The sequence below is a fragment of the Methylomonas sp. MED-D genome (assembly GCF_050276835.1).
Lineage (GTDB): Bacteria > Pseudomonadota > Gammaproteobacteria > Methylococcales > Methylomonadaceae > Methylomonas > Methylomonas koyamae_A.
Window position 1 is genome coordinate 2,041,620 of record NZ_CP189965.1, and the last position, 25,598, is coordinate 2,067,217.

Consider the following 25,598-nt stretch of genomic DNA (forward strand, 5'->3'; position numbering starts at 1 on the left):
CCCGGAAGCGGAATCACTGGTCGATTGCCTTCCCAACCACTTTCCATCGAACCGATCCATGCCACGGACCTTGCCCAACATCCCGCCGCCGGAAGCCCAGTCCCCCAACGTTATCGTGGCCGTGCGCGGCGTCAATAAAGTCTATGCCGGGGGTTTTCAAGCCTTAAAGAATGTCGACCTGGATATCCAGCGCGGTGAAATATTCGCTTTGCTCGGTCCGAACGGGGCCGGTAAGACCACGCTGATTGGCATCATTTGCGGCATTGTCAAAGCCTCGGCCGGCAGCGTCGTCGCCGACGGTCACGATATCGCCCGCGATTATCGGGCGGCGCGGGCCAGTATTGGCCTGGTGCCGCAAGAACTGCATACCGATGCGTTCGAGTCGGTGTGGGCCACGGTCTCCTTCAGTCGCGGCTTGTTCGGCAAGCCGCCCGACCCCGGCTACATAGAAAAGATCTTGCGCGATCTGTCGTTGTGGGACAAGCGTAACGAAAAAATCATGGCCTTATCCGGCGGTATGAAACGGCGGGTGCTGATCGCCAAGGCGCTGTCCCACGAGCCGTCGATTCTGTTTCTGGACGAGCCCAGCGCCGGTGTCGATGTCGAGCTGAGGCACGATATGTGGCGCATGGTGCGCGCATTGCGCGAGCGCGGCACCACCATTATCTTGACCACCCATTACATCGAAGAGGCCGAAGACATGGCCGACCGCATTGGTGTTATCCGCAAGGGCGAACTGATCGTGGTCGAGGACAAAGCCGTCTTGATGCGCAAGCTCGGCAAAAAACAATTGACGTTAACGCTGCGCTTGCCGATAGACGAGCTTCCCGCCGGCTTGAGTCACTGGCCGCTGGAAATCGCCGAGAGTGGCCTGGCTTTGGTTTACAGCTTCGATAGTCAGACCGAGGAGACCGGGATTGCCGAACTGCTCAACGCGTTGGCCGAGCACGGCATCGAATTCAGGGATCTGCGCTCCAGCGAAAGCTCGCTGGAAGATATCTTCGTCAGTCTGGTTCACCAGCCCAAGGAGGCTAGCGCATGAACGTTTACGGCATTCGCGCGATTTACCGTTTTGAAATGGCGCGCACGTTTCGCACACTGGCCCAGAGCGTTGCCGCGCCGGTGCTCACCACGTCGCTGTACTTCATCGTGTTCGGCAAGGCGATCGCGTCGCGGATGGGCGACATCGACAGCGTCAGTTACGCAGCCTTCATCATTCCGGGTCTGGTGATGCTGAATTTGCTGAACGAGAGCATTTCCAACGCTTCATTCGGTATTTTCATGCCTAAATGGGCGGGTACGATTTACGAATTGCTGTCGGCGCCGGTGTCCTGGATCGAAGTATTGCTCGGCTACGTCGGCGCGGCAGCGACCAAATCGGTGATGCTGGGTTTGCTGATTTTGGCGACGGCCCGTTGTTTCGTGCCTTACGACATCGCTCATCCGCTGTGGATGGTCGGATTTCTGTTACTGACGGCGATTACCTTTAGCTTGTTCGGCTTTATCATCGGTCTGTGGGCCGACAGTTTCCAGAAATTGCAAGTGGTGCCGATGTTGGTCGTCACGCCGTTGACCTTTCTGGGCGGGGCGTTTTACTCGATTAACATGCTGCCGCCGCTGTGGCAGAAGATTTCCTTGTTCAACCCCGTGGTCTACTTGATCAGCGGTTTTCGCTGGAGTTTCTATGGTGTTGCCGACCTTAACGTCGGCGTCAGTATCGGAATGATTTGCGGTTTACTGGTGATTTGTCTGAGCTTCGTCTGGTGGGTCTTTAAGAGCGGCTACAAAATCAGACATTAATCGCGGTGCCGAGATACGCCGGATATAGGCTGAAAATAGCGAGTTTGTCTTAAACAAGTTATAGTCTGTGGTGAATCCGCTGGGGCGTTAGATGCGCGTTTGGCGACACGCATCTCTCGGTCCCGCTGGCGGCTCGTGCCATTTGCCGGTCGGTTCAAATTGGAGCTTGAACGATGAAAACGACCTCGCTGGCCCATATGGCCGTCAAACACGGTTATAACCACTTGGCGGAGGCCTTGTACCTTAGGAGCGGCGCCGATTTGACCAAGCCCGTCAGCTTCTACGCGTTGATCAACGAACGCTGCAACGTGAAGTGTCGCTATTGCAAATTTTGGCGCTTGCCCGAGTACAAGCCGGAAATGACGATTGAGCAATGGCAAACCGCCTTGCTCAGTATTCGAGCGTTCGTCGGCACCTACTCCATCAACTTCAGCGGCGGCGAACCCTTCTTAAAGCCGGGCTTTCTGGACTTGATGGATTTCTGCCGCAAAAACGGGATTCACAGTGGCGTAACCACTAACGGATCGACGCTGAACCGGAAGAACGCCGCCCGGTTGGTGGAAACCCAGCCGTTCAATTTGAATATCTCCTGCGACGCGCCGAGTGCGGAACTGCACGACTACTTGCGCGGCTATCCCTCGCTATTCGAGAGGCTGGTCAACGGTATTCGATACGTTCGCGATGCCCGCGACAAGGCCGGGCTGAATTTTCCTATCGTCATTAAAACCACGGTGAATGCCAAAAACTTCCGCTTGTTGCCGGAGATGGTGAAATGGGTCCAAGAAGTCGGCGCGACCGCGCTGAACTTGCAACCTCTGGATCGCTGGACCCAGGAAACCTACGACGAACTGTGGATCGAAGAATCAGACTGGCCGGAACTCGAGCGGGTGCAGAACACGCTGATCGCGCTCAAGCGCGCCGGAGAACCGATCATGAACAGCGAAACGGTCATCAACCAGATGGTCAAACATTTTCGCGAGGAAAAAGCGCCACCCGAGGCCATGCCTTGCCGAGTCGGGATGCGCGACTTTTTTATCCGGACCAATGGCGATGTCCAATCCTGCTTCTACTTTCCCGTGATCGGGAATCTGACGCAACAGAACGCCAGGGAGATCTGGCGCGGTCCGGCGGCCCGTAAAATTCGGAAGGAAACCATCGCTTGCCAGAAGTTATGCCTACATACCTGTCTTAGTCAAAAGACGCTGCGCGATAAGGTGAAGATGGGCTTGATTTTGCTCCGGGGGCGCTGAGGCAACGCTATTTAGTTCGCGCTTTTCCCGCCGCTGCTTCGATATGGGTGGGGATTGCGCGGATGGCCCGTCGTTCGAAGCTTACCGAGTGAATCTTTACGGCATTTTTATCCGCTAGTCCGTACACTGATTGCTGTCTCCCAAATCAAGATCCGCTACATTTTCAAATGAATCCAGAACGCCCGGATCCCGACCAATTGCTGGCCCGCGTTGCTCGGGACCGGGCCAAGGCCAAGCGAGGCCGATTGAAGATATTCTTCGGCGCGGCGGCCGGAGTTGGCAAGACTTACGCGATGCTGTTGGCGGCCAGGGAGCGGCGCGCGGAGCAGTTGGATGTGATCGTCGGCTTGGTGGAAAGCCACGGTCGTAAGGAAACCGAGGCCTTGCTGGACGGCTTGGAGTGTTTGCCGACCCGGCCGGTACCATACAAGGGCGCGGTTCTGCGTGAGTTCGATATCGACGCGGCCCTGAAGCGGCGACCGGCCATCATTCTGGTCGACGAGCTGGCCCACACCAACGCGCCCGGTTCCCGCCATCCAAAACGTTGGCAGGACATTCATGAATTGCTGGAAGCCGGCATCGACGTCTACACCGCGTTGAACGTGCAGCATCTGGAAAGCCTGAACGACGACATCGGTCAGATTTCCGGGATTCGGGTTTGGGAAACCGTGCCGGACACGGTATTCGAAGATGCCGACGAAGTCGAACTGGTGGATTTACCGCCGGACGAGCTATTGCTCCGATTGAAGGAAGGCAAAATTTATCTGCCGCAACAAGCGCAACAGGCAATACAGCATTTTTTCCGCAAAGGCAATTTGATTGCGTTGCGTGAACTGGCGCTCCGCCAGACCGCGAGCCGAGTCGATGCGCAGATGCTGGATTACCGAGAAGACAATGCGATCCGCGAAGTCTGGCAGGTTGGCGAGCGCTTGCTGGTGTGCATAGGGCCCAACCCGTTGGCCGAACGGCTGGTAAGGGCCGGCAAGCGCCTGGCGGCCGGGTTGCGGGCCGAATGGATCGTCGCTTATGTCGAGACGCCCGAGCTGGCCCGGCTGCCGGCGGTCAAGCGCGACGGGGTGTTGCGGATCTTGCGACTAGCCGAGCAGTTGGGCGCGGAAACCGTCACGCTCAGTGCGCCGGCTATGAGCGAGGCGATCATCCGCTTTGCCCGGGAACGCAATATCAACAAAATCGTCGTGGGCAAGCCCAGTCGGCGCGGTTGGCGGCGCTGGTTATTGGGTTCGGTTGTCGATGTGTTGATCGCTCAAGCCCACAATATCAATATTTATTTGTTGGGTAGTCCGCGTCGCGGCGAGATGGATGCGCCGGAAGCCGAACCGTCGCTGTTCAGAAAAAGCCCGCTGCCGGGACTCAAGCAGCGCATCCCGGCCAAGACGCGCCGGCGCTATCTGGGTTACGCCTGGGCGGTCGGCGTGACGGCGTTCAGTACCGCGGTCGGTTATTTATTGTTCGGCAGCGTCGAACTGGCAAACTTGGTCATGGTGTTTCTATTGGGGGTAGTGTTCGTTGCCACGCGCTTCGGCCGGGGACCATCGATTTTGGCGTCGGTGCTGGGTGTCGGCGTGTTCGATATTTTGTTCGTTCAACCGTTTTACAGTTTTTCGGTATCGGACAGCCAATATTTGATTACTTTGCTGGCGATGCTGGTGGTCGGCATCGTGATCAGCAATCTGATGGTCAACGTGCGTTCGCAGGCTAAGGTGGCGGCGCACCGGGAACGGCGGGCGGCGGCCTTATATGCGATGAGCAAGGAACTATCCGGCGCCCAGAACGAAGCGGATGTCGTCAAAATCGCGGTCCGCCAGTTGTATTCCGAATTCAGCAGCCGCAACGCGATTTTGTTTGCCAACGCCGAAGATAGAATCGAGCATCCGCGCGGCGCGGCATTGGCGGAGTCTCTGCCGGGCGCCGATCTGGGCATCGCGCAGTGGGTCTTCGATCACAACGAAATGGCCGGACAGGGCACCAACACCTTGGCCGGCGCCGAGGCGATTTATTTTCCGATTCAAAATGATGATAAAGTCGTCGGCGTGCTGGCGATGCGGCCGGTCAATCTGCGGCGGGTGTTTTTGCCGGAGCAGCAGAAATTGCTGGAAACCTTTTTACGCCAAATCGGCCAGTCCGTAGCCCGCATTCGCTTCGCGGAAACGGCCCGCGTAACCCTGTTGCAAGTCGAGGCCGAACGTTTGCGCAATTCCTTGCTGAGCGCGATTTCCCACGATTTGCGCACGCCGCTGGCGACTATCATCGGCTCCGCGACCACATTGGCCGAAGACGCCGGCCAGTTGCAGCCGTCGGATAAATTGGAATTAAGCCGGGCCATCGTCGACGAAGCCGAACGGATGTCGACTTTGGTTAACAATATCCTGGACATGGCCCGCCTGGATTCCGGCGTGCTGGAACTGAACAGGCAATGGCATCCGTTAGAGGAAATCGTCGGCACCGCATTGACCGTGCTGCAAAAACGCCTGGCCGGCAGACCGGTGCGGGTATCGCTGCCGGCCGGTATTCCGATGGTTTACGCCGATGCGGTGATGATCGAGCAAGTGTTGATCAATCTGCTGGAAAACGCGGCGCGCTATACGCCGGTGGGTAGCGATTTGGATATCCGCGTGGAAACCAGCGATCAGGCTGTCGAGCTCAGCGTCGCCGATCGTGGGCCCGGTATTCCGGCCGGCAAGGAAGAGCGGCTGTTCGAAAAGTTCTTCCAGGTTCGCCACGAAGCCGCCCAGAGCGGAGCCGGCTTGGGTTTGGCGATTTGTCGAGCCATTGTCGAAGTCCATGGCGGCCGGATTTTCGCCCGCAATCGGTCTGGCGGCGGCGCGATTTTTACCTTTATACTGCCGCTGGACCAACCACCGCCCAGCCTGGAGTTAGAAGAATGATGGTCGAAGCGACCGTAAGCCGGCATGGCTAAAATCGAGCCGGTCATCATCGTCGTCGAGGACGATCCGTCGATACGGCGGTTTTTGCGCACCGGTTTGACCACGCATGGTTTCGCGGTGTTCGAGGCCGAGACCGGCAAGCAAGGCCTGGTCGAGGCTGGCGTGCGCAAACCGGATCTATTGATTTTGGACCTGGGCCTGCCGGATATGGACGGGGTTGACGTGATTCGCTCTTTGCGGGCTTGGTCGGCGGTGCCTATCATCGTATTGTCGGCGCGCAGCAACGAGCAACACAAGATCGACGCGTTGGACGCCGGCGCCGACGATTATCTGACCAAACCCTTCGGTTTCGGCGAGTTGCTGGCCAGGATTCGAGTGGCGCTCAGACACGCTAATCGCGGCGCGGAAGGTGCCGGCGAAGCAGTGTTTACGGCCGGCAACCTGCGGGTGGATTTGCAAAACCGTCTGGTTAGCGTCGCGGACGAGGATGTGCATCTGACGCCTATTCAGTACCGTTTACTGGCGGTATTGATCAAGCATGCCGGTAAAGTTCTGACTCATCGGCAGATATTAAAAGAGGTTTGGGGACCGTCCTCTCAAGAAAACGCGCATTACTTGCGGATCTACATGAGTCAATTGCGCCAAAAACTGGAGGCCGATCCCACTCAGCCGCAACATCTGTTAACCGAATCGGGCGTCGGCTACCGATTCAAAGTTTGACGGTGAGCGATTCCGGCGCGGGCTAGCGACGCCAGCCCCAGCGGCCGCCGGCAATCCGGGCGGATTCGAGTGATGCGGACCCGGCCCGCGAATGCAATAAGCCATGTTTTTTCCGCGATGGCTTTGCAAGTCGCGGCGTGCTGGCGGCCAGCGGGGCGGTTTGCAATCGCCGGCTCAATGGTTATCTTTCAGGCAATGTTGTTCATCATGGGCCGGGCCTTCGCTCAGCGTGCCGGCCAGATAGGCTGCCAAGGCTTGATCGGGCGACGTCTCGCCGGTGGTAAGCAACTCGGTAGAGCGGGTCGCCAGATTGCGGATCACGCCGTCACCGGCCGATCCGGCAATCGCGATATCGACAGTATGCAAGGGATGGCGATTGCCGTCGCCACGCACATGCCATTCGTGCAGACTGCCGATGTCGGTCAAATCCAGCGTCCAGGCCAGATCGGCGCGGGACTCCTTGGTAACGACGTAGACCAGCCAGCGCGACGCTCTGCCCGCGTGAGAAGCGACGCGGCCATCGGTGTCCACGGCGATGGCTATCAGTTTATCTGTCATAGTTTGAATGCCTCTGTTGATATCGAATCGAGTGCAACCATCGGAAAACGCACTCGGCGCACCTATTTCCCATAGCAATTGCACGGTTAAAGGCAGTATCGCCGATTCGAATCTAAGCGGTCAATGGCTCGGCTAGCGAGGCTGGATCAGCGGGGAGGTTTACTGCCGATCCGGATCAGCGTGCTTGAACGGCAGATAGCCTTGGGCGGTGAGTTTGTAACGCTGCATGCCGACCTTCTCTCGCTCCAGAAAGCGTTCGATCGCGTCGGCGAAGCCGGGATCGCGCAGCCAATGGGCGGAATAGGTGGTAATCGGTTCGAAGCCTCGGGCGATCTTGTGTTCGCCCTGGGCGCCGGAATCGAAACGGCTCAGGCCGTTGGCGATGCAAAAGTCGATGCCCTGGTAATAGCAGGCTTCGAAATGCAGTCCGCTGAATGCTTCTTCGCAACCCCAATACCGGCCGTATAAGGTATCGGCGCCGATCAAGCTCAGCGCGGCGCCGACATAGCGGTCGCCGTTGATCGCCAGGATCAGCAATATCCGCTCCGGCATGGTCAGCGCGATTTCTCGAAAGAAATCCAGATTTAAATAGGGTTGCGAGTGGTGCTTGATGTAGGTCGCCGCGTAGAAGCGGTAAAAGGCTTGCCATTGCTCGTCGGTGATGTCGGCGCCGGCGACGCGTTGCATGACGATGCCTTGCTCTTCGACCTTACGGCGCTCGCGTTTGACCATCTTGCGCTTGGCGGCGGTCATCGTATCGAGAAAGTCGGCGAAATCGCGGTACTCGCGATTGAACCACTGAAATTGCACACCTTCTCGAATGCTCATGCCCAACGCGCGCAACGTGTCGGCCTCGTCGGGCCGCGGGAACAAACAATGCCAGGAGGAGACGGCTTCCCGTTCGGCTCGGTCTTTCAGGTATTCAATCCAGCTTGTCAGCACCGTTTCGTTTCCGACACCGGGCGCTACGGCCCAACGCGGCCCTTGACAGGGCGTGAACGGAATCGCGGTCAACCATTTGGGATAATAGGCCAGCCCGTGTTGGCGATAGGCATCGGCCCACTGTTGGTCGAATACGTATTCGCCCCAGGAATGCGATTTGCGATACAGCGGCAACAAGCCGACCGGCCGGCCATTCTCCAGCGCCAACAAATGCTGCGGCCGCCAGCCTCCGCGCGGGCTAACCGAGCCGCTGTGTTCCAATGCCGTCAGAAACTCGTGGCATAAAAACGGGTAGTCGTCGCCGGTCAGTTCGTTCCAGACCGCCCGGTCGATGCGGTCCAGGTCGTCCAAGGGAATTACGTCCATTTTAAAATTGGTTTAGAAACTGACTGATGGTGAAAATGGCAAATGGCGTACGCCTGATGCATAAAAAACGGAGCCGGAATCTTACCGGCATAGTTCGGAGCGAATCGTAAAAAGGCCGTCCGACCCTGATACGGTTTGGGAAATCAGGTCGGGCGCGATCATTTCAACCTTCCGAATCGGGTTTGTCCAGCTGCTGTTTACAGCGAAGAGCAGAGACTGTCGTGGTTGAAACGATTGGTGCGATCGTCACCGTTGCTTGAATACTAAACCGATTCCAAGCCGCTTGCCAGCGGCTTCCAAGCCCGCGTTGCTAAAGCTGTCCTCGAGCCGTTCAAAAATTGGGCTTCGCGAACGGCTTGGCCGGCGGCCCGGCGGCCCGGCGGCCGAGCGTTGCGAATTCGGCCTTCTTGGCGGTGAATGCACCGCCGGGCGAGCAGACCGAATGCGAGCCATTCAGACAGGGGTAGGTTCGGGGTAGCCAGAATGTCGACACAGTCCGACTGGATAGATGGCGAATCAAGCCCCTCCTCAAGTCCGTTTTCCGCAAAACAAGCAACCTAGGCATGGCTTGCCGTTAAGTTTGAGTTAAGAGCCCGATGCGATATTTTTCTCTAATAGAACCGAATTCAATTTTCTAACGATTAGAGGGATAAACCGAATGAAACAAAGTATCGAATTTGACTCGAATAATGCGTTTACTCAAGTCAGGTCAGCCATCGCGGAGTTAATGACGTTTTCTTTCGCGGATAGGGAAGATGACATGCTGTATGCGGTGAATAAATTAAAGTCGGTATTAAGAGCCGTGCATGATAATTATCAGTGCTGGAATCGCGACACGATACGCGAATTCGTGCTTTGTAAAAACGATCCGTTGAGATTCGTTGATTTGAATTCCGACCAGTTCAATGCCCGAGTCCGCAACATCCAGCAAGATATGATCGCTAAATTCTCGTTGAATTAAAATTCAAAATTTCTAGCCTCTGTTTGGTAAGCAGTCTATTAACAGCGTCTATATCAATAGGTCGAAAGAAGCGAAGATAGTGCCCATTTATAATGAGGTGGACATCGAGCCGCGCATCTATCTTGTCGCGTTGTTCCGTCAATTGCCATTGGCAAAAAACATCGAAGACTTCGAAGCCCTGCTGCCTTGGCATCTCGTCAACCCAACGGTCTAATCAAGCTCGTACGGCTTTATTCAAAAAATCAACGACGTTGTTTAAAGGACGCTTACCATTAAACCACGCCATTTTCTTACAGCTCTAAAATCAGTGATCAGTTAGGGCTATCGGAATTTAGCTCGACGTCCCTAATCGATCGGTCCTAGACATTCTGAACCGAACTGCCCCGGCCGATGAATTGCACCGGTTCGGCGCATACGCGCTCGCCACTCCGAAAGGGAAAGAGACTGACTGGCCGAGGGTGCGCGCGGCCGCGAATCAGATGCGCGTCTTGGCGTTGGTTGTCCTCTAGCCGGCATTTTTACCGTTCCCGACGGAAAAATAAATGCTTAAAACGTCGCCGGGGTCATTCCCGGAACTTCTAGGGAGATTCCCGGATTGATGAGATGTTAAAAAATCTGGATTGGATTATTCCTGAACAAACTAAAAAGGTGATGAGCGATGCCGATTGGTTGATGATTGTACTTGCTGTCTACTTTCACGACATGGGGATGTTGGTCACCTAAAGATGAGTTCAATGCTAGAGTAAAACCTGAATCGGGGTTCACTGATTTTTGTGAGCAGGTGCTTTTCTCTGGGCAAAGCGGCCCTGACTACAAAGCAAAGGTCGCCAAACTTTCAGATCAGGATAAAGATCGCTTTCTTTATCAAGAATTCGTTCGCGCCAAGCATGCCGAAAGGATTCGCGCATGGATTATGGGGCAAACCAAAGATCAACTGGGTATCCGCGACTCGCCGCAAACCGCTCTAACCCACCGCGACCGCTAATGGGATATCCGGCTGGCCGCCGGAGCAGCGCTTTCAACGCGAATCCGGCAATTAACGCGGTTCCCAGTCTCGATCGCAACGCAAAAAGTCTATCCCGCAACACTAAAAGTGATTCTCGCAACGCTTCGAGCAATACACGCAAGGCTCCGAGCCTTGCGCATAACACTACAAGCCTTGCGCGCAAGGCAAACAGCGATTCCCGCAACACTAAAAGAGTTGCGCGCAATTCTCCGAGCAATAAACGCAAGGCTCCGAGCCTTGCGCATAACACTAAAAGCCTTGCGGGCAAGGCAAATAGTGATTCCCGTAATACTAAAAGAGTTGCGAGCAACGCTCCGAGCAATAAACGCAAGGCAAAAAGCGGGACGGACGGGGATTTTCATTTACAGCGGCAAGTATGTTGCCGTTCAGGCTTCGATAGGACTCTTGCATATTCCGATCAAACCCGCCGGCGATTCCGACTTCAAAACCGCCAGGCATTCCGGTCGCAAAGCGGCCGCCTTTTCCAACCCAAAGTTAGCCATCGATTCTGATACCATTACGCCAGTAGTGAATGACGGCTTTTGGAAATGGCGAATTGACGCGAACGACCCGTTGCGGACTATCGCTCGCTCCATCTGATTCAATGGCAGCAATTTGACCATTACCGGCCATTATTACTTATCACTAATGATATACGTAGAGGGAAATCATATGCTAATCATGAAACGTAGCTCTACGTAGACATCCGTGCGCCCTGTAGCTGAATTACTGTCTGAACCTGGCCGTGAGTGGCGAAAAGTTGATTGTGCATCGCAGTCACACATCGTCGAACTCAACAGTGCTCTCCCGTTCGAACCACCAGTTGAGTACATAGAGCTCCTCCGCTACTCAAACGGTGGTGAAGGCGAGTTGGCTCTTGAGCCACTCTGGTTTCAGTTGTTTGACGTCGCCTTTGCAATCCAGTTATGGCGAGACGACAACTACCGCAAGGAATATCCAGACTTATTCTTCTTCGGTAGCAACGGTGGGCTAGAATCCATCGCCTTCGATATGGGGTGCCCCAAACCTTGGCCTATTGTTATGGTTGATTGCATAGCAGGACTAGATAGTGCTTGTCGCGTATCGCGCAGCATTGAAGAATTCATAGAAAGGATTGGGCTTCGTGACGATCAAGATGTCTGACCAGCGCGTCAACTTGACCGTCAAGTTACCCTTACCGCATGATCGGCTGAGCAAGGTAACTGAATAAGGCATAAAGATGGGTGCTTGGGGCGTTGGAATACTACAAGATGATACGGTTTCGGATGTTGTTGGATTCGTCAAGGATCGCATCAAAGCTGGTGAATCCGTCGCCATCGCGACTGATTCTGCACTTTCACATTTCTCAGAACTTGAAAATGACGAAGATGATGCTCCTTTGTTATGGCTCGCGCTCGCTCATGTCCAATGGACTTACGGAATTCTCGAAGATCGCATCCTTTAAAGAGTTCGCAAAGATTTGCAGTTGGGAAACGGCCTTGGGCGCTGGGGCGATGATTCCAAAGCTCTGGCAAAAAGAAAGGAAGTGCTTAATAAGTTCTTCAATAAGATCGCTAAACCCAAGCCAAAACCTTCACCGCTGCCGCGACTTATTGTCAGAAAGGCTCCTTTCAAGGCTGGAGATTGCTTATCAATTCTTCTCGACGACGGTCGTTACACGGCAGCACTTGTGTTAAGGGCAGACAATAGCAACCCTGAATATGGCAAGAATCTAGTTGCAAGCCTCGACTACTTAGAAACAGCGCCGCCATCTCTGGCGTTTTTTGAACTGAGAAGGTGGCTGATTAAGACACATGGAAATTGGAATAACGAACAGGACATTAGTTGGTATCAGACTGTCCGCTTCAAGGAAGCAAGTAAACGCATCAGGATTATTGGCTGTATCGATGTGTGGCCAAGTGATCCAAATGACTCCCGCTTTTATTCAGGGTGGATCAGCCTTGGTACACAAATTACTCTATGTCGTGCGCATGCGGCAAAATTCTCCTAAGGCATAAAAATATGCAAGTTTCGATCAACGCCAATGTTTGTAATCAGCAAACAATGACGATATGTGACCGCCTTCGGGGGCCGTTTAATGAAATCAGGCCGCCTCCTCGATTCCGCTAACGCTGCATCGAGGCTACGCAAGACCTGCGCCGGTCGTGCAATCATAACACTATCAAACGGCTATCCATTCCACTGCGGTCACTAAAGCCGAAGCCCGGTAGGAACGAACCTCATCAATCGCGAACGATGCGATTCACTGTTAATCGACAGCTTGGGCAAGTTTCCACGCCATAATTACGCTCAAGTTCTGAAATATTATTAAGAGGATGCCTGCAATGAAAACCACTATTTCCCTGGACAACACCGTACTGGAACAACTGCTGACTTACACTCAAGCCAAAACCACCAAGGAAAGTATCGCCAAAGCCATTGAAGAATACATCCGCTTTAAGCAGCGTCAAGAATTGCTGGATTGCCGGGGAGCAGTCGATATTGAAGACAACTGGCAAGCATTACGGGATTTGGAACGTCCATCATGAAACGGGTATTGATCGACACCTGTGCCTGGATCGATTTTTTCAAATCAAAAAATGGTCAATTAGGTGATCAGGTTGTGGCGTTAATTGAATCTAACTAAGCCGCAATAACGGGTGTGGTTGTCGCGGAATTGCTACAAGGCGTCAAACAGGAGAAGGAAAGCCAGCGCTTTAAAGCTACTGTTTCGTTCCGTACATTATCTGCCAACCGAAGATAGCGATTGGTTCGCGGCTGGTATACTTGCCCAACAACTGCGAGCAAAAGGTTTAACCTTGCCGTTGACCGATGTTTTAATTGCCGTCATCGCTCAGCGGCATGCCATAAAGGTTTTAACCCTGGATAAACATTTTCAGCACCTTCCGGTTGAGCAATTTTGCGGCGGGTAAACTAAAGAACCAACCGGATGGACGGGGATTTTCATTGAGGGTGTCCTGAAATTTGCAGCGGCTAGTGTGTTGCCCCAGAGTCGGCCATCGATTCCGATACCATTACGCCAGTAACGAATGACGGCTTTTGGGAATGGCGAATTGACGCGATCGACCCTAAACAGACAGCCCTGATTTCTGGTGAACGACTGATTTAGTCCTTATAGCGGCCCATTAACCCCAACAGTTTGATCACAATTTCAAAATGGCTGTAGGGCGGATAAGCGCAGCGTCATCCGCCAAATCGGTTAAACTCTTTTCATGTCAAACTATCGACGAAATCGCATTCCTGGCGGCACCTATTTCTTCACCGTTAACCTTCTCGAACGGAAATCGACGCTGTTGATCGAGCATATTGCGGAGTTACGGGAAGCGGTGCGAGTGGTCCGGGAAAAGCAGCCATTTCATATCGATGCCTGGGTGGTTTTACCTGATCATATGCATGCTATCTGGACATTACCGGCTGGTGACGATCAATATTCCAACCGATGGCGGGCGATTAAAAAAGCCTTTTCGAAAGCGATACCAACAACCGAATATCGCTCCGCAATCAGAATAAAACGCCACGAGCGAGGCATATGGCAACGTCGTTTTTGGGAACATACCATTACCGATGATGCCGACCTATGCGGCGCATATGGATTATAAGCATGATTGGGCTGTTACCGTTAAGGATTTACCCAAGGGCATAAAGGTCATATTCAAGTTTTCATCGCTTGGTCAGGATGGGTGTTTATCCGTTAAATTGGGCGGGGCTGGACTTGGTAGTTTCAGAAGCGGGTGAACCGGATAATTGACGGTTTTATCGGCGGATGACGCTTCGCTTATCCGCCCTACGGCCTGAGGCCATTTGTAAACGAGCCGGTTGATTTGGTAATCTTGCGGGCTGTTGGACTGTTAGCGACCCTAAGCAGAATTCGTTTATTTATCTGAATGTTAGGTTTAACTCCCAAAATCGCCATATCTATTGTAGAAGGGCGAATTGTATGGTCCATATGTCTGACTTAATGGCAATATAAAATACGATACGAACTTAGCCAATTTAATTTAGAGACAGCAGATGCCAAAATCGCAACAAACGATGAGGATGCCGGAATTACTCGTGTTTGCTCGGGTATTTACAATCTGGTTTGTGTGTGCTGGAGGCTTCCGAGTTTTCTTCTATGTAGGCGAAAAATTCGCACCCACAATAACTGACGTCGATTTGATAGTTCGAGCAATCGGCATTGCTGTTTGCCTCATAATCTGTCTTATCTACGCAATTATGCGAGATGTCTGGTCTTATATCGTTCGTCTGAGCCGCAGCTTCCGGTTCGATATATACGCTTTCGCAATCATTGGAGTTTGGTCAAACTATTTGACGTCGTCTTGGCTGTTGAAAGTCCAGAAATTTTTGGATGGCGCAAATCCTTGGTGGGCTCCTACTATATTGGTTGCCTTGGTTTTAGTGCTCCTGTCACCGTTATTTCGGACTTACGTTTCTCTTAGAAGAAAGTCCTCACCTCAATTCTACTTCCTTGGGGACGATGAAATCGATACAGAGGAGGAAGACTTACTGCAAATTAAAGTGTTGGCCAAGGACTTCGCTGACACTGTAGTTGCTAGTGAAGCGCACTCGGGTCTTGTGTTTGGCATCGATGGGCCTTGGGGAGCCGGCAAGACCAGCTTTATCAATCTTGCGGAACGGCATTGGGAGGTGGTAGGCAATTCGGTAATTGTTTTTCGTTTTGAACCTTTGCGGTACGCCGCTGAACCCGATCTGCCTGAACGTTTCTTACGCGACCTTACCGCAACTATTCAACGTCAGATTTATGCACCTGAATTTCGTCCAGCCGCTTCCCGATATTCAAGAATGGTTAAAGGTCTCTCGCTTTTTGGATTCAGGCTCTCAATTGAGCCATTAAGCGAGACAATCGACGAATTACTGGAAGCCATTGACAGTGTCCTCAAAACTATCCGTATGCGGGTCATCGTGGTCATAGATGACTTAGATCGCCTGGATGCCAAAACGGTGAACAACGTACTGTTTACCATACGGCGGACCTTCAAGTTGTCTCAGGCAACTTATATCTTGTGTTATGACACTGAGAATTTAGTAAAGGGGAAAGACGAAGGCGGCAATGCGCGAGAGTTTTTTGAGAAGTTCGTGACAGTCAAATTAAGCCTGTTTGTGGACAGCTCTACTCTCCGAAATTTCTTGCTTAGGGATTGGAAAAGTAACGAGCATCCATTTCTGACTATTCCGTCGGATACCATGCTCAAGCTCGAATCTGTCCTCACGGAATTAGCTGAAATTCTCAAATCAGACGAAGCGACTAAATACTTGCCGCTAATTGGCGATATGCGCAAACTCAAACGTTTCGTAAATGCTGCACTCATGATGCAAATAGAGAAAACAGACTTTACTAAGACAGATTTCAATCGACGTGACCTAGTCAATCTAATGCTTTTGCATCTGAATTACCCCGGATTGTTTCGTCGAATTTATGCAGAGGAAACCGAAGGTCGGGTGGGGGTGTACTCAGCAAAACGTGACGTTGTCGAGAGGAATGTGAAATTTTCCAATAAAGAAGGATTCGAGAAAATGATAAGCGACAACAACGATTCGACAAGTCAGTTCTTGTTGCGGCAGTTGTTCGACGTGAGCGTACTCGGTGTTATGAATACTGATTCCACGAATGAAAGTGTTCTGAGCTCGCGTGCATGTTTTAACGCTGATGAGTACAGAAACCTTGAAAAATACCTGAAGCTAATTGTCAGATTTGCCACGCCAGATCGGCAAGAAACATTTGTGCTCTACCAAGATGCTGTCTATAGGGTTAAGCACGGTACCTCTATTGCTGCAATTTTAGAAGAGCCGGAATTCCTGCTACAGAAAAACCCGTTTACTCAGGAAAAGTTTTGGTCGGTTTTGATCAACCAATCTTACGATTTGACGCAAGCGGTTGCAGAAGAAGCGATCAGAACACTAGTGGTATATCTCCCGCGTTATTTTTTAGTTTACCGAGGAATGTGGGCTCACAGAAGGAGCGCAATCTATAATCTAATCTATCTCTTAGATCGAGCAGGTTGGGGGCGTACCGATGGAAAAAGACTAAATAATACCTCGGAAAACGTCGTCGAAATTGCTGAACGCATATATGGTGAAGGGTATTTCTCTGGTAGGGGACTTATTCAATTATTAGCATCAAATGATCGGGGCGTACTTGGATGGAATGACTTAATGCTTTTTAGGCTGCATTGTTCTGCAGACATGCAAAGCCAGACTTACAATCTCCGTAGGGCGTTAATAGTCCATAATGATAAAAGCGCACCAACCGACGGGTTACTTTCCTTGCAGGCCTTAAATGGTATGCGAGAGCTATCACAGAGAATCTTTCAACATTTTAAAGAAAACTATATTGAACAAAGTCGTAACTTTCTTACCGACGTTGACAATACTCCGGATGATGCCTTCTTTGGGGATTTAGAAAATTGGTTAAAAGCGCAGGACTCGGAGAGTAACGAATCTTGGCAACTATCCGATCAATTGTTGGCTACCCGTTCAGCAGTAAAGAGTTTTGTTCTATACCAACTTGCCAATCGGGAATATCCAAACGGTTCGGGCGCCGGCTGTGGTTTGTATGATGAGTCAGGAAATTCGGATGCAGGCGGCATTAGCCTCAAAATGAACAGGTACATCTTTGGAGTTTGCTTCAATCCTGATAGCGATGACAACATTTTCCATTTTGCTGACTATTGCTTACGCAGCTTAAGCAGTAGTTATTTTGGCGCTGTTCATGGTAAGAATGGATACGCAGCCACTGAAACGAGTTTGGCGGCTGGACTAGATCCCGATGAGTTCAAGCGCTATTGGACTGATTTTGGGCAAAGGATAAAAGAGAAAAATTTGCCAACTGAGGATAGGCGAGTTGTGACGCAGAATTACGTAGCAACATATTCCGGAGATCTACCATATGTATTTGAAACACTTGATAGGATGGTTAGTGTGCCCTAAAACACAACGAATAGTTTCCATTGTCACAAGCCAACGTATAAAGTATCAATCCATCTCAACGCTTAATTTACATCTTGTAATCAACCCCCCTTTTAATTTTAACTGAAAGGCGGGTATATCTACTATTTCAGTCAGTCGAGTTAAAACATAAGCGGCCGTTTTGACCGTTACAAAACATACTCACCCGATGAGCTACTGAAAAACCCCCAAGTCGCCCTTCGACTGAAGGCGGGCGCTTGCCGGCCCATCATCGCATTAGCTATTACCAGTTTTTAACTTGTCGATCGGAAGGGCAAAATCTCTAAGTCGCCTCAGGCGGCTCGGCTAGCCATAGGCAGTTGCCGGACACCTTGGCGATTTTGGCTAGGCGTTGTTCGTGGGCGGTTTGTTCTTCGTCGTTGCAGGCGATGACTTTCAAGGGCGGCCGGTCGGCCGAAAGCCGGACGATGGCCTGTTCGCCGGCGCTGTCGGTTTCCGCGTCTTCCAGCAGCGAAAACTGGCCGCCGGTCATTAACAGATAAACGTCGGCCAGAATCTCGGCGTCCAACAGGGCGCCGTGCAATTCGCGGTGGCTGTTGTCGATGCCGTAGCGCTTGCAGAGGGCGTCCAGGCTGGCGCGGGCGCCGGGGTGTTTTTTGCGAGCGAAGGGCAGGGTGTCGAATACGCTGCTGTTGGATTCGACGGTGCGGGTCTCGCCCGGCAGCAAACTCAGCTCGTGATTTAAAAAGCCGACGTCGAACGGCGCGTTGTGGATAATCAACTCGGCGCCGGCGGTAAAGGCCATGAAATCCTCGACGACGTCGGCGAAGCGCGGTTTGTCGCGCAAGAATTCGTTGGTGATGCCGTGGACTTCGATGGCGCCGGCATCGATTTCCCGGTCCGGATTCAAATATACGTGAAAGTGGTTGCGGGTCAGGCGGCGATTGACCAATTCCACGCAGCCGATTTCGATAATCTTGTGGCCTTCCTTGGGATTGATGCCGGTGGTTTCGGTATCCAGTACGATTTGCCGGTGTTGGCGCGAGCTCATCGTTGCTCCTTAGCCGCAGAAGGCTTTCAACAATTCGGTTTGCACTTGATAGGTGCTTTGTTCGCCGTGGGCGGCGCGTTTGTATTGGCCGTCGCTTTGCAATAGCCAAGCCTGGGCGTTGTCGCTGAGATAGCCTTCCAGGTCGGCCAGAATCCGATCGATGTTTTTGCGGTCGCCGATCGGGAAACACACTTCCACGCGGCGGAACATGTTGCGGTTCATCAAATCGGCACTGGAGGCATACACCGCCCAATCGCCGCCGTTGTAGAACGCGTAAATCCGGGTGTGTTCCAGAAAACGGCCGACGATGGAGCGGACTTCGATGTTCTCGGAAACCCCCGGCACGCCGGGCTTCAGGCAGCACATGCCGCGCACGATCATTTTGATTTCGACGCCGGCCTGGGAAGCGCGGTACAGCGCGCGGATCGCTTGTTCCTCGACTACCGCATTGACCTTGATGATGATCTTGGCTAGCTTGCCCTTCTTGGCCTGGTCGATCTCCTTTTCGATCATCTTCATCAGGCCCGGATGCAGCGTAAACGGCGATTGCAGCAGTTTGTTCAATTTGCTGACCTTGCCCAGGCTGGTCAATTGCATGAACACCCGGCGCACGTCCTCGGCCAATTCCTTGTCGCACGTGAATAAGCCGTAGTCGGTGTACAGCCGGGCGGTTTTGGGATGGTAGTTGCCGGTACCCAGATGCACGTAGTTGCGCAGCGTGTTGTTTTCCTTACGCAACACCATGCACATCTTGGCGTGAGTCTTGTAGCCGACCACCCCGTACACGACGTGGGCGCCGGCTTCCTGCAACTTGGCGGCCAAGCCGATGTTGTCCTTCTCGTCGAAGCGGGCGCGCAGCTCGATGACCACGGTGACTTCCTTGCCGGCGCGAGCGCCCTTGATCAGCGCGGCAACGATCGGCGAATCGACACCGGTACGGTACAAGGTTTGCTTGATCGCCAACACGTCCGGATCGGCGGCCGCTTGCTTGATGAAATCGACGACCGGCGTGAACGATTCGTAGGGGTGATGCAGCAGTACATCTTGTTTGCGGATGCTGGCGAAGAAATCCTTATTGCGGCCGAAGGCGCTGGGCACGCTGGGTTTGAACGGCGGAAACTTGAGTTCCGGCCGTTCGATCAGGCTGTAAATCGCTTGAATCCGGCTCAGGTTGACCGGGCCGTTGGCCAGAAACAGCCGGTCGGCGGTCAGGTCGAAGCGGGCCATCAGGAAGTTGACGGTTTCTTCCGGGCAGTTGGCGTCGATCTCCAGGCGAACTTCGTCGCCGTAATTACGCATCGCCAATTCGCCTTCGACAGCCAGCATTAAGTCGTCGATGGCATCGTCGTCGACGAAGAAGTCGCTGTTGCGAGTGACCCGGAATTGATAACAACCCTTGACGGTCATGCCGTTGAACAAGTCGTTGACGAAGGCGTGGATAATCGAGGAAAGAAACACGAAATCGTGCGGACCGCTGTCGGTGTCGGCCGGCGGCAGTTGCACGATGCGGGGCAAGGCGCGCGGCGCCTGCAGCACGGCGCGGCCGCTATTCCGGCCGAAGGCGTCCTTGCCGGTCAGCGAGATGATGAAATTCAAACTCTTGTTGAGGATGCGCGGAAACGGATGGGCGGAATCCAGCCCGACCGGGGTCAGAATCGGCAGCAACTCTTCGTTAAAGTATTTTTCCAGCCAGGCTTTTTGCGAGGCGCTCCAGCGGTCGCGGCGTAGGAAGCGGATATGGTCGGCCTCCAAGCGGGGAATCAGGACTTCGTTGAGCACCCGGTATTGTTCGGCGACCAGATCGTGGGCCTTGACCGACAGCCGGTCCAGTTGCTCGTTGATCGTCAATCCGTCCGGGCTGATGACGTTGGCGTCCATTTCGGCCATTTGCAGCAAGCTGGCCACTCGCACTTCGTAGAATTCGTCGAGATTGGAACAGGAAATGCATAAATAATTGAGGCGCTCCAGCAACGGCAGGCTGTCGTCCAGCGCTTGCGCCAAGACCCTGGCGTTGAATTCCAAAAGGCTGAGTTCGCGGTTAATGTAAAGCTCCGGGCTATTAAGTTCGATTGGCTGCATGGCGGTCCTGGAAGGGGCGGTCTGGCGCCGATTATAAGGCAAATGCTTCGGCCTTAGGTTACGGCGGCGTTTAAGCGTCCGAAGTTGTTATAATCGCCGCCCAACGTTAATCGGATGTTTGATTCATGAATTTTCCAACGATAGAAGCTTTTGTCGGAAACACGCCATTGGTACGGTTGCAACGATTGCCGGTGGCGAATGCTTGCACGATTTTGGTCAAGCTGGAGGGTAACAATCCGGCCGGCTCGGTCAAGGACAGACCGGCTTTGAGCATGATCCAGCATGCCGAAGCGCGCGGCGAGATCAAGCCGGGCGACCGCTTGATCGAAGCCACCAGCGGCAATACCGGCATCGCGCTGGCGATGGCGGCGGCGATCAAGGGGTACAAAATGACGCTGATCATGCCGGATAATATGAGCGCGGAAAGGATCGCATCGATGAAGGCGTACGGCGCCGAAATGATCCTGACTCCGGCCAAGGGCAGCATGGAGGGCGCGATAGACCTGGCGCGAGCCATGGAAGCGCGTGGCGAGGGCCGCATCCTCGATCAGTTCGCCAATCCGGACAATCCGCTGGCGCATTACGAAGGCACCGGCCCGGAAATCTGGCGCGACACCCAAGGCACCATTACTCACTTCGTCAGTTCGATGGGTACCACCGGTACCATCATGGGGACCTCCAAATATTTGAAGGAACAAAATCCGGCCATTGAAATTGTCGGGGTGCAGCCGGAAGGCGAGTCCAAGATTCCCGGCATTCGCCGCTGGCCTAAGGAATACCTGCCGAAGATTTATGACGACAGCCGGGTGGATAGAATTATCGAAGTCAACCAAATCAACGCCGAGAACACCACCCGCGCGTTGGCCGCCGAGGAAGGCATTTTCGCCGGCGTGTCGTCCGGCGGCGCGGTTTACGCGGCGCTGCAATTGTCCCAGCAAGTAGAAAATGCGTTGATCGTGGCGATAGTCTGTGATCGAGGCGATCGTTATTTGTCCACAGGGATCTTCCCGACCTGAAATTCGCAAGGCGTCGGTTAAATCGCCCGACCTCAAAGTTCCCCGCCGTCCCGTCGGATCGCGATGCGCCGATCCGACCCACGTTAATTGAATAATGGCTTACAAGAAAAAACTTCCGTTAGACCCGGTTACCGTTACCATCGAATCCTTGTCCCACGACGGCCGCGGCATCAGCCATGTCAACGGCAAGGTGGTGTTCATCGACGAAGCCTTGCCCGGCGAGAGCGTGGACTTCGTCTATACCGACAGCCGCCGCGATTACGCCGAAGGCAAGGTCGTGAAACTGCACGACCGCAATCCGCACCGTGTCGATCCGGCCTGTCCGCACTTCGGCAGTTGCGGCGGCTGCAGCTTCCAGCATGTCGACGACGCCGAGCAGATTCATTTCAAGGAAGATTTGCTGCGCGAGCAGTTTCGCCGCATCGGTAAGGTCGAGATTCCGCAAATATGGGAAGCGCTGACCGGGCCGCATTGGGGCTACCGCACCAAGGCGCGTATGGGGGTGAAATGGGTCGCCAAAAAGGGCAGGGTGCTGGTCGGTTTTCGCGAGCGCCGCAATCCCTATCTGGCTGAAATCGATGCCTGCAAGGTGATGCACCCTATCGTCGGCGAAAAGCTGACCCTGCTCGGCGACATGATCGCCGGCCTGACCATCAAGGACAAGATTCCGCAAATCGAGGTCGCGATCGGCGACCACGAATGCGTGCTGGCGTTTCGGGTGTTGGAAGCGCCGACCGCCGAGGACAAGCAGCGGATGCGCGAATTTGCTCATCGTCACCAGATCAGCATTTGCCTGCAACCCAAGGGACCGGACAGCATCGTACCGCTGGATGGCGAGCCGGAGGTGATTCCAAGCTATGCCTTGCCGGAATACGGCGTCAAATTCAACTTTCGGCCGGCGATGTTCACCCAGGTCAATTACGACATCAATCGGCAAATGATCGCCCGCGCGTTGGCCGCGCTGGAATTGACCAAGGCCGACCGGGTATTGGATTTGTTTTGCGGGCTGGGCAATTTCACGCTACCGCTGGCGACCCGCGCCGGTTACGTGGTCGGCATCGAAGGCGACACGCCGCTGGTCAATCATGCCCGCGAAAATGCCCGCTTGAACCGGCTGGACAATGTCGAATTTCACGTCGCCGATTTGACCAAGGACGTTCGGGATCAGCCCTGGAGCCAGCAAAAATTCACCAAAGTGTTGCTCGATCCGTCGCGGGCCGGCGCATCCGAGGTGTTGCACAACTTCAAGCATTGGCGGCCGGAACGCATCGTCTACGTGTCCTGCAATCCATCGACATTGGCGCGCGATGCCGGTATTCTGGTCAACGAATTGGGTTACCAACTGGTCAAGGCGGGCGTGATGGATATGTTCCCGCAGACCGCCCACGTCGAGTCCATCGCATTATTCGTCAAACCATGAGTCCACATTGTTACATCGACGTATCGCTTGCCGACCAGCGTTTGCTGTTGATCGAAGACGATAGCGTGATGCGGGTGTTTGCGGTCTCCACCGCCAAGAATGGGCCCGGCGAGCTGAAAGGCAGCGAATGCACGCCGACCGGCTGGCACCGGATTCGCGCCAAAATCGGCGCCGAGGCCCCGGTCAACACCGTGTTCGTCGGCCGGCGACCGACCGGCGAAATCTTTACTCCGGAACTGGCACTGACCCAACCCGAACGCGACTGGATACTCAGCCGGATATTGTGGCTGGGCGGTTTGGAGCCGGGCAAGAATCGCTACGGCGAGGTCGATACCGCCTGGCGGTACATTTACATCCACGGCTGTCCGGACGAAGCGATGCAGGCGGTGCCGGCTTCGCACGGCTGCATCCGGATGCGCAATGCCGATATGATCGAATTGTTCGACATGGTGTCGCCCGGCTGCCGGGTGTTTATTCACGCCTGAGCGGCCGCGCGTGAGCCGCATCGTTCTCGGTGTCGAATACGACGGTAGCCGCTACGCCGGTTGGCAGATTCAGGCTGGTAAAGCCACCGTGCAAGGCGAGTTGGAACGGGCGCTGACCAACATTGCCGCGCAACCGGTGACGGTGTTGTGCGCCGGCCGCACCGACGCCGGCGTGCACGCCCTGGAGCAAGTCGTGCATTTCGATTGCCCGGTCGAGCGGGATTTGCGCGGCTGGGTGATGGGCGGCAACAGCCATCTGCCGGACGATATCCGCATCACCTGGGCCAAGCCGGCCGTCGATGATTTTCATGCCCGCTACAGCGCCATCGCCCGATTTTACCGCTACGTGATTCTGAACCGGGCGATGAAGTCGGCGTTGCTGCGCGACCAGGCGACCTGGTGTTATCAAACGCTCGACGCCGAGCGCATGCACCGCGCCGCCCAACATCTACTCGGCGAGCACGATTTTTCGTCTTTCCGCGCCCAGAGCTGCCAGTCGGTCAGTCCCTATCGGCTGATGTATTTCATCGACGTGGTTCGCGACGGCGATAAAGTGGTCATCGACCTGTGCGCCAATGCGTTCTTGCACCACATGGTCCGAAACATCGCCGGCGTGCTGATCGATATTGGCAGCGGCAAACAGCCCGAAGACTGGACTTCGCACCTGTTGGAAATCAAGGACCGCGCCCAAGCCGCGAGCACCTCGCCGCCGCACGGTCTGCACCTGGCTGGCGTGTTTTATCCAGAGCGCTACGGCGTTCCCACTCATCCTGTCTTCTTGAAGTTGCCTAAAGACGCCAAACGTTTTGATTGACGGCGCCAATTGTTACTCAGCTTTACTTAATGCTTCTGTAGATTAGGTTTTTTTGACGTTTTGAGTTTGCTTCGGCTTGGTCCGAACGGATTAGATTCTCTCTCGGAAGGTCGTCGTAAAACCCTATTTTTTCGACTGTCCTTCATAAACCGGCCGTATTTTCCGTGACCAACCGAAATCCGTGGCAGTTGGCGGGCAAATGCCAACTGTCGAATATTCGCACGTGTGTGTCGGCAATCCAGTAAAACCTGATCAAGAGGCAGCGGCATATCGGTGCCTGGATAAGCGTATTGCCCTAATTCTGCCTACGTTAGCCAGAGCCGTACCGCCGTCTTATCCCGCTTGAGTTCCTCGCTAACCCGACCCATAGCTGACGATGGCCTACATGACGCGTTTGGCAGTACTTGTCATGCCATCGCTGGCTGATACCTCGTGCTGCAAATCTGTGATAGACCTCAATAAAATCCTCATTTATTTGATTTCCATCAAAAAAACGGAATTGGCACGGAAAGCGCTGAATTCCAGAAAAGACAGATGGTGTGGCTTCAATCTGCTTTGTCAGTCAACTCAATCAACTTAGGGGAATTACATTGAACACGTCAAAATCCAAATTCGGCTATTTCACCGCCATTTTGTTGTTGTCCGCAGCTATGCACAATGCATCGGCGGCAACGCTAATCGATAACTTTACCGACTTTCAAGTTGCCGAAAACGGTACCGACGGGCCGCTGCCGATATTTGGTACCGATTTGGTTAACGCTTACAGAACCTTGACTGCGGAAGCAAACCCCACCGACGCCGATACCGAAGTTGCGGTGGAAAGCGGGATGCTGACGATCAGCAACAGCACCGATTCCAACGGTACCGCAAGCATTTTATATAGCTTCGATCCGATTAACTTGATGTCGGTCGCCGACGCGCTGCTATTGAATATCGGCTTTATCGATTTGAGCTTTGAAATTCAAGTGATCGCAAACGGTTTGTCTGTGTTCGATTTTCACAATTTTGGCGGTACCGGTCAGCACGCCATTGCTTTTTCAGACTTCACCAACCCTTCCAGTTTCGGCAACCTGAGCAGCTTGCAGTTGAATTTTCGCGGCGTTGAAGCTTGGGACGCACAGATCGATTTGATGGCGGCCAATCGCACCGGCACGCAAACCAACACGGTTCCCGAGCCGACCACATGGGCACTGTTGATTATCGGCATGTTTTATTTGCGTCAAATGTCGGTAAAACCTGCGCTGTCCAAATTGTTTTGAAGTTTTATTAACGAATTCGAACCTATCCGAGGAATCCA

The 25,598-nt window shown here is 53.7% G+C and carries 24 protein-coding genes and 2 pseudogenes; 22 read left to right on the forward strand and 4 right to left on the reverse strand.

All coding sequences use genetic code 11. From position 1 onward, the window contains the following. Positions 1-58: 58 nt before the first annotated feature. The 5 genes from ACQE3E_RS09055 (at position 59) to kdpE (ending at position 6,676) form a co-directional block, all read left to right on the forward strand. Positions 59-1,042: an ABC transporter ATP-binding protein gene (locus tag ACQE3E_RS09055; protein ID WP_313728306.1), complete on the forward strand. Its 984-nt coding sequence runs from the start codon at positions 59-61 to the stop codon at positions 1,040-1,042. Then, positions 1,039-1,800, forward strand: coding sequence for an ABC transporter permease (locus ACQE3E_RS09060; RefSeq protein WP_064030782.1), 762 nt, complete (start codon positions 1,039-1,041; stop codon positions 1,798-1,800). The genes ACQE3E_RS09055 and ACQE3E_RS09060 overlap by 4 nt, the downstream gene beginning before the upstream one ends. Before the next feature lie 173 nt (positions 1,801-1,973). Then, positions 1,974-3,050: a radical SAM protein gene (locus tag ACQE3E_RS09065; protein ID WP_313728305.1), complete on the forward strand. Its 1,077-nt coding sequence runs from the start codon at positions 1,974-1,976 to the stop codon at positions 3,048-3,050. Positions 3,051-3,217: 167 nt separating this feature from the next. Next, positions 3,218-5,956 carry a sensor histidine kinase KdpD gene (locus tag ACQE3E_RS09070; RefSeq protein WP_313728304.1) on the forward strand — a complete coding sequence of 913 codons (2,739 nt, stop codon included), beginning with the start codon at positions 3,218-3,220 and terminating at the stop codon, positions 5,954-5,956. Positions 5,957-5,980: 24 nt separating this feature from the next. Then, positions 5,981-6,676 (forward strand): two-component system response regulator KdpE, encoded by a 696-nt coding sequence (gene kdpE / locus ACQE3E_RS09075; RefSeq protein WP_064030779.1) that lies wholly within the window; start codon positions 5,981-5,983, stop codon positions 6,674-6,676. Positions 6,677-6,850: 174 nt separating this feature from the next. On the opposite strand, the gene ACQE3E_RS09080 is transcribed toward kdpE, so the two are convergent. Together ACQE3E_RS09080 and ACQE3E_RS09085 are read right to left on the reverse strand one after the other, a co-directional pair. Further along, positions 6,851-7,234: a NifB/NifX family molybdenum-iron cluster-binding protein gene (locus ACQE3E_RS09080; protein ID WP_064030778.1), complete on the reverse strand. Its 384-nt coding sequence runs from the start codon at positions 7,232-7,234 to the stop codon at positions 6,851-6,853. A gap of 159 nt (positions 7,235-7,393) precedes the next feature. After that, positions 7,394-8,542: a GNAT family N-acetyltransferase gene (locus ACQE3E_RS09085; protein ID WP_427501529.1), complete on the reverse strand. Its 1,149-nt coding sequence runs from the start codon at positions 8,540-8,542 to the stop codon at positions 7,394-7,396. 658 nt (positions 8,543-9,200) lie between these two features. Between ACQE3E_RS09085 and ACQE3E_RS09090 the strand changes: the two genes are divergently transcribed. The 12 genes and pseudogenes from ACQE3E_RS09090 to ACQE3E_RS09145 all read left to right on the forward strand — a co-directional run bounded on the left by ACQE3E_RS09090 (position 9,201) and on the right by ACQE3E_RS09145 (position 17,457). Next, complete coding sequence (locus tag ACQE3E_RS09090; protein WP_064030776.1) at positions 9,201-9,503, forward strand: hypothetical protein; 303 nt, start codon at positions 9,201-9,203, stop codon at positions 9,501-9,503. Between the two features lie 103 nt (positions 9,504-9,606). After that, a pseudogene (locus ACQE3E_RS09095) lies at positions 9,607-9,717 on the forward strand (transposase domain-containing protein); the annotation flags it as partial. Positions 9,718-10,106: 389 nt separating this feature from the next. Continuing rightward, the gene (locus ACQE3E_RS09100) at positions 10,107-10,226 is read left to right on the forward strand and encodes an HD domain-containing protein (protein WP_427501530.1); all 120 of its coding nucleotides are present in this window, start codon (positions 10,107-10,109) and stop codon (positions 10,224-10,226) included. Next, positions 10,186-10,488, forward strand: coding sequence for a hypothetical protein (locus ACQE3E_RS09105; protein ID WP_139306303.1), 303 nt, complete (start codon positions 10,186-10,188; stop codon positions 10,486-10,488). Before ACQE3E_RS09100 ends, ACQE3E_RS09105 begins: the two co-directional genes overlap by 41 nt. Positions 10,489-10,641: 153 nt before the next feature. Next, positions 10,642-11,109: a hypothetical protein gene (locus ACQE3E_RS09110; RefSeq protein ID WP_427501531.1), complete on the forward strand. Its 468-nt coding sequence runs from the start codon at positions 10,642-10,644 to the stop codon at positions 11,107-11,109. A 108-nt stretch (positions 11,110-11,217) separates the two neighbouring features. Then, on the forward strand, positions 11,218-11,652 hold the full coding sequence (locus tag ACQE3E_RS09115) for an SMI1/KNR4 family protein (RefSeq protein ID WP_427501532.1): 435 nt from the start codon (positions 11,218-11,220) through the stop codon (positions 11,650-11,652). A gap of 76 nt (positions 11,653-11,728) precedes the next feature. Next, positions 11,729-11,953 carry a hypothetical protein gene (locus ACQE3E_RS09120; protein WP_427501533.1) on the forward strand — a complete coding sequence of 75 codons (225 nt, stop codon included), beginning with the start codon at positions 11,729-11,731 and terminating at the stop codon, positions 11,951-11,953. 21 nt (positions 11,954-11,974) lie between these two features. Further along, positions 11,975-12,499 carry a hypothetical protein gene (locus ACQE3E_RS09125; protein ID WP_427501534.1) on the forward strand — a complete coding sequence of 175 codons (525 nt, stop codon included), beginning with the start codon at positions 11,975-11,977 and terminating at the stop codon, positions 12,497-12,499. A 334-nt stretch (positions 12,500-12,833) separates the two neighbouring features. Then, positions 12,834-13,037: a type II toxin-antitoxin system VapB family antitoxin gene (locus ACQE3E_RS09130; RefSeq protein WP_427501535.1), complete on the forward strand. Its 204-nt coding sequence runs from the start codon at positions 12,834-12,836 to the stop codon at positions 13,035-13,037. Between the two features lie 111 nt (positions 13,038-13,148). Next, on the forward strand, positions 13,149-13,421 hold the full coding sequence (locus tag ACQE3E_RS09135) for a PIN domain-containing protein (RefSeq protein ID WP_427501536.1): 273 nt from the start codon (positions 13,149-13,151) through the stop codon (positions 13,419-13,421). A 300-nt stretch (positions 13,422-13,721) separates the two neighbouring features. Next, positions 13,722-14,257: pseudogene (locus tag ACQE3E_RS09140) on the forward strand (REP-associated tyrosine transposase). Positions 14,258-14,520: 263 nt separating this feature from the next. Beyond that, a complete protein-coding gene (locus ACQE3E_RS09145; protein ID WP_427501537.1) occupies positions 14,521-17,457 on the forward strand; it encodes a KAP family NTPase in 2,937 nt (978 codons plus the stop codon). A gap of 301 nt (positions 17,458-17,758) precedes the next feature. Here ACQE3E_RS09145 and dnaQ read toward each other — a convergent pair whose 3' ends face one another. Both dnaQ and ppk1 read right to left on the reverse strand, forming a co-directional pair. Beyond that, positions 17,759-18,487 (reverse strand): DNA polymerase III subunit epsilon, encoded by a 729-nt coding sequence (dnaQ, locus tag ACQE3E_RS09150; RefSeq protein WP_427501538.1) that lies wholly within the window; start codon positions 18,485-18,487, stop codon positions 17,759-17,761. A gap of 9 nt (positions 18,488-18,496) precedes the next feature. Further along, positions 18,497-20,608, reverse strand: a complete 2,112-nt coding sequence (ppk1, locus tag ACQE3E_RS09155) for a polyphosphate kinase 1 (RefSeq protein WP_427501539.1) — start codon at positions 20,606-20,608, stop codon at positions 18,497-18,499. Between the two features lie 83 nt (positions 20,609-20,691). On the opposite strand from ppk1, the gene cysM reads away from it, so the two are divergent. From cysM to ACQE3E_RS09180, 5 genes are all read left to right on the forward strand, one after another. Beyond that, positions 20,692-21,582 carry a cysteine synthase CysM gene (gene cysM / locus ACQE3E_RS09160; RefSeq protein ID WP_313728287.1) on the forward strand — a complete coding sequence of 297 codons (891 nt, stop codon included), beginning with the start codon at positions 20,692-20,694 and terminating at the stop codon, positions 21,580-21,582. Between the two features lie 94 nt (positions 21,583-21,676). After that, the gene (gene rlmD, locus ACQE3E_RS09165; RefSeq protein WP_313728286.1) at positions 21,677-23,002 is read left to right on the forward strand and encodes a 23S rRNA (uracil(1939)-C(5))-methyltransferase RlmD; all 1,326 of its coding nucleotides are present in this window, start codon (positions 21,677-21,679) and stop codon (positions 23,000-23,002) included. Further along, complete coding sequence (locus ACQE3E_RS09170; protein WP_064027115.1) at positions 22,999-23,487, forward strand: L,D-transpeptidase; 489 nt, start codon at positions 22,999-23,001, stop codon at positions 23,485-23,487. The genes rlmD and ACQE3E_RS09170 overlap by 4 nt, the downstream gene beginning before the upstream one ends. A 10-nt stretch (positions 23,488-23,497) precedes the next feature. Then, entirely contained in the window at positions 23,498-24,301 is an 804-nt protein-coding gene (truA, locus tag ACQE3E_RS09175; protein WP_313728285.1) for a tRNA pseudouridine(38-40) synthase TruA, read from the forward strand. A 590-nt stretch (positions 24,302-24,891) separates the two neighbouring features. After that, the gene (locus tag ACQE3E_RS09180; RefSeq protein ID WP_313728284.1) at positions 24,892-25,560 is read left to right on the forward strand and encodes a hypothetical protein; all 669 of its coding nucleotides are present in this window, start codon (positions 24,892-24,894) and stop codon (positions 25,558-25,560) included. The last annotated feature ends 38 nt before the right edge of the window (positions 25,561-25,598 follow it).

Coding starts and splice junctions, on each gene's coding strand:
- ACQE3E_RS09055 (WP_313728306.1), top strand. CDS start 59: ATGCCACGGACCTTGCCCAACATCCCGCCGCCGGAAGCCCAGTCCCCC.
- ACQE3E_RS09060 (WP_064030782.1), top strand. CDS start 1,039: ATGAACGTTTACGGCATTCGCGCGATTTACCGTTTTGAAATGGCGCGC.
- ACQE3E_RS09065 (WP_313728305.1), top strand. CDS start 1,974: ATGAAAACGACCTCGCTGGCCCATATGGCCGTCAAACACGGTTATAAC.
- ACQE3E_RS09070 (WP_313728304.1), top strand. CDS start 3,218: ATGAATCCAGAACGCCCGGATCCCGACCAATTGCTGGCCCGCGTTGCT.
- kdpE (WP_064030779.1), top strand. CDS start 5,981: ATGGCTAAAATCGAGCCGGTCATCATCGTCGTCGAGGACGATCCGTCG.
- ACQE3E_RS09080 (WP_064030778.1), bottom strand. CDS start 7,234: ATGACAGATAAACTGATAGCCATCGCCGTGGACACCGATGGCCGCGTC.
- ACQE3E_RS09085 (WP_427501529.1), bottom strand. CDS start 8,542: ATGGACGTAATTCCCTTGGACGACCTGGACCGCATCGACCGGGCGGTC.
- ACQE3E_RS09090 (WP_064030776.1), top strand. CDS start 9,201: ATGAAACAAAGTATCGAATTTGACTCGAATAATGCGTTTACTCAAGTC.
- ACQE3E_RS09100 (WP_427501530.1), top strand. CDS start 10,107: ATGTTAAAAAATCTGGATTGGATTATTCCTGAACAAACTAAAAAGGTG.
- ACQE3E_RS09120 (WP_427501533.1), top strand. CDS start 11,729: ATGGGTGCTTGGGGCGTTGGAATACTACAAGATGATACGGTTTCGGAT.
- ACQE3E_RS09130 (WP_427501535.1), top strand. CDS start 12,834: ATGAAAACCACTATTTCCCTGGACAACACCGTACTGGAACAACTGCTG.
- ACQE3E_RS09145 (WP_427501537.1), top strand. CDS start 14,521: ATGCCAAAATCGCAACAAACGATGAGGATGCCGGAATTACTCGTGTTT.
- dnaQ (WP_427501538.1), bottom strand. CDS start 18,487: ATGAGCTCGCGCCAACACCGGCAAATCGTACTGGATACCGAAACCACC.
- cysM (WP_313728287.1), top strand. CDS start 20,692: ATGAATTTTCCAACGATAGAAGCTTTTGTCGGAAACACGCCATTGGTA.
- rlmD (WP_313728286.1), top strand. CDS start 21,677: ATGGCTTACAAGAAAAAACTTCCGTTAGACCCGGTTACCGTTACCATC.
- ACQE3E_RS09170 (WP_064027115.1), top strand. CDS start 22,999: ATGAGTCCACATTGTTACATCGACGTATCGCTTGCCGACCAGCGTTTG.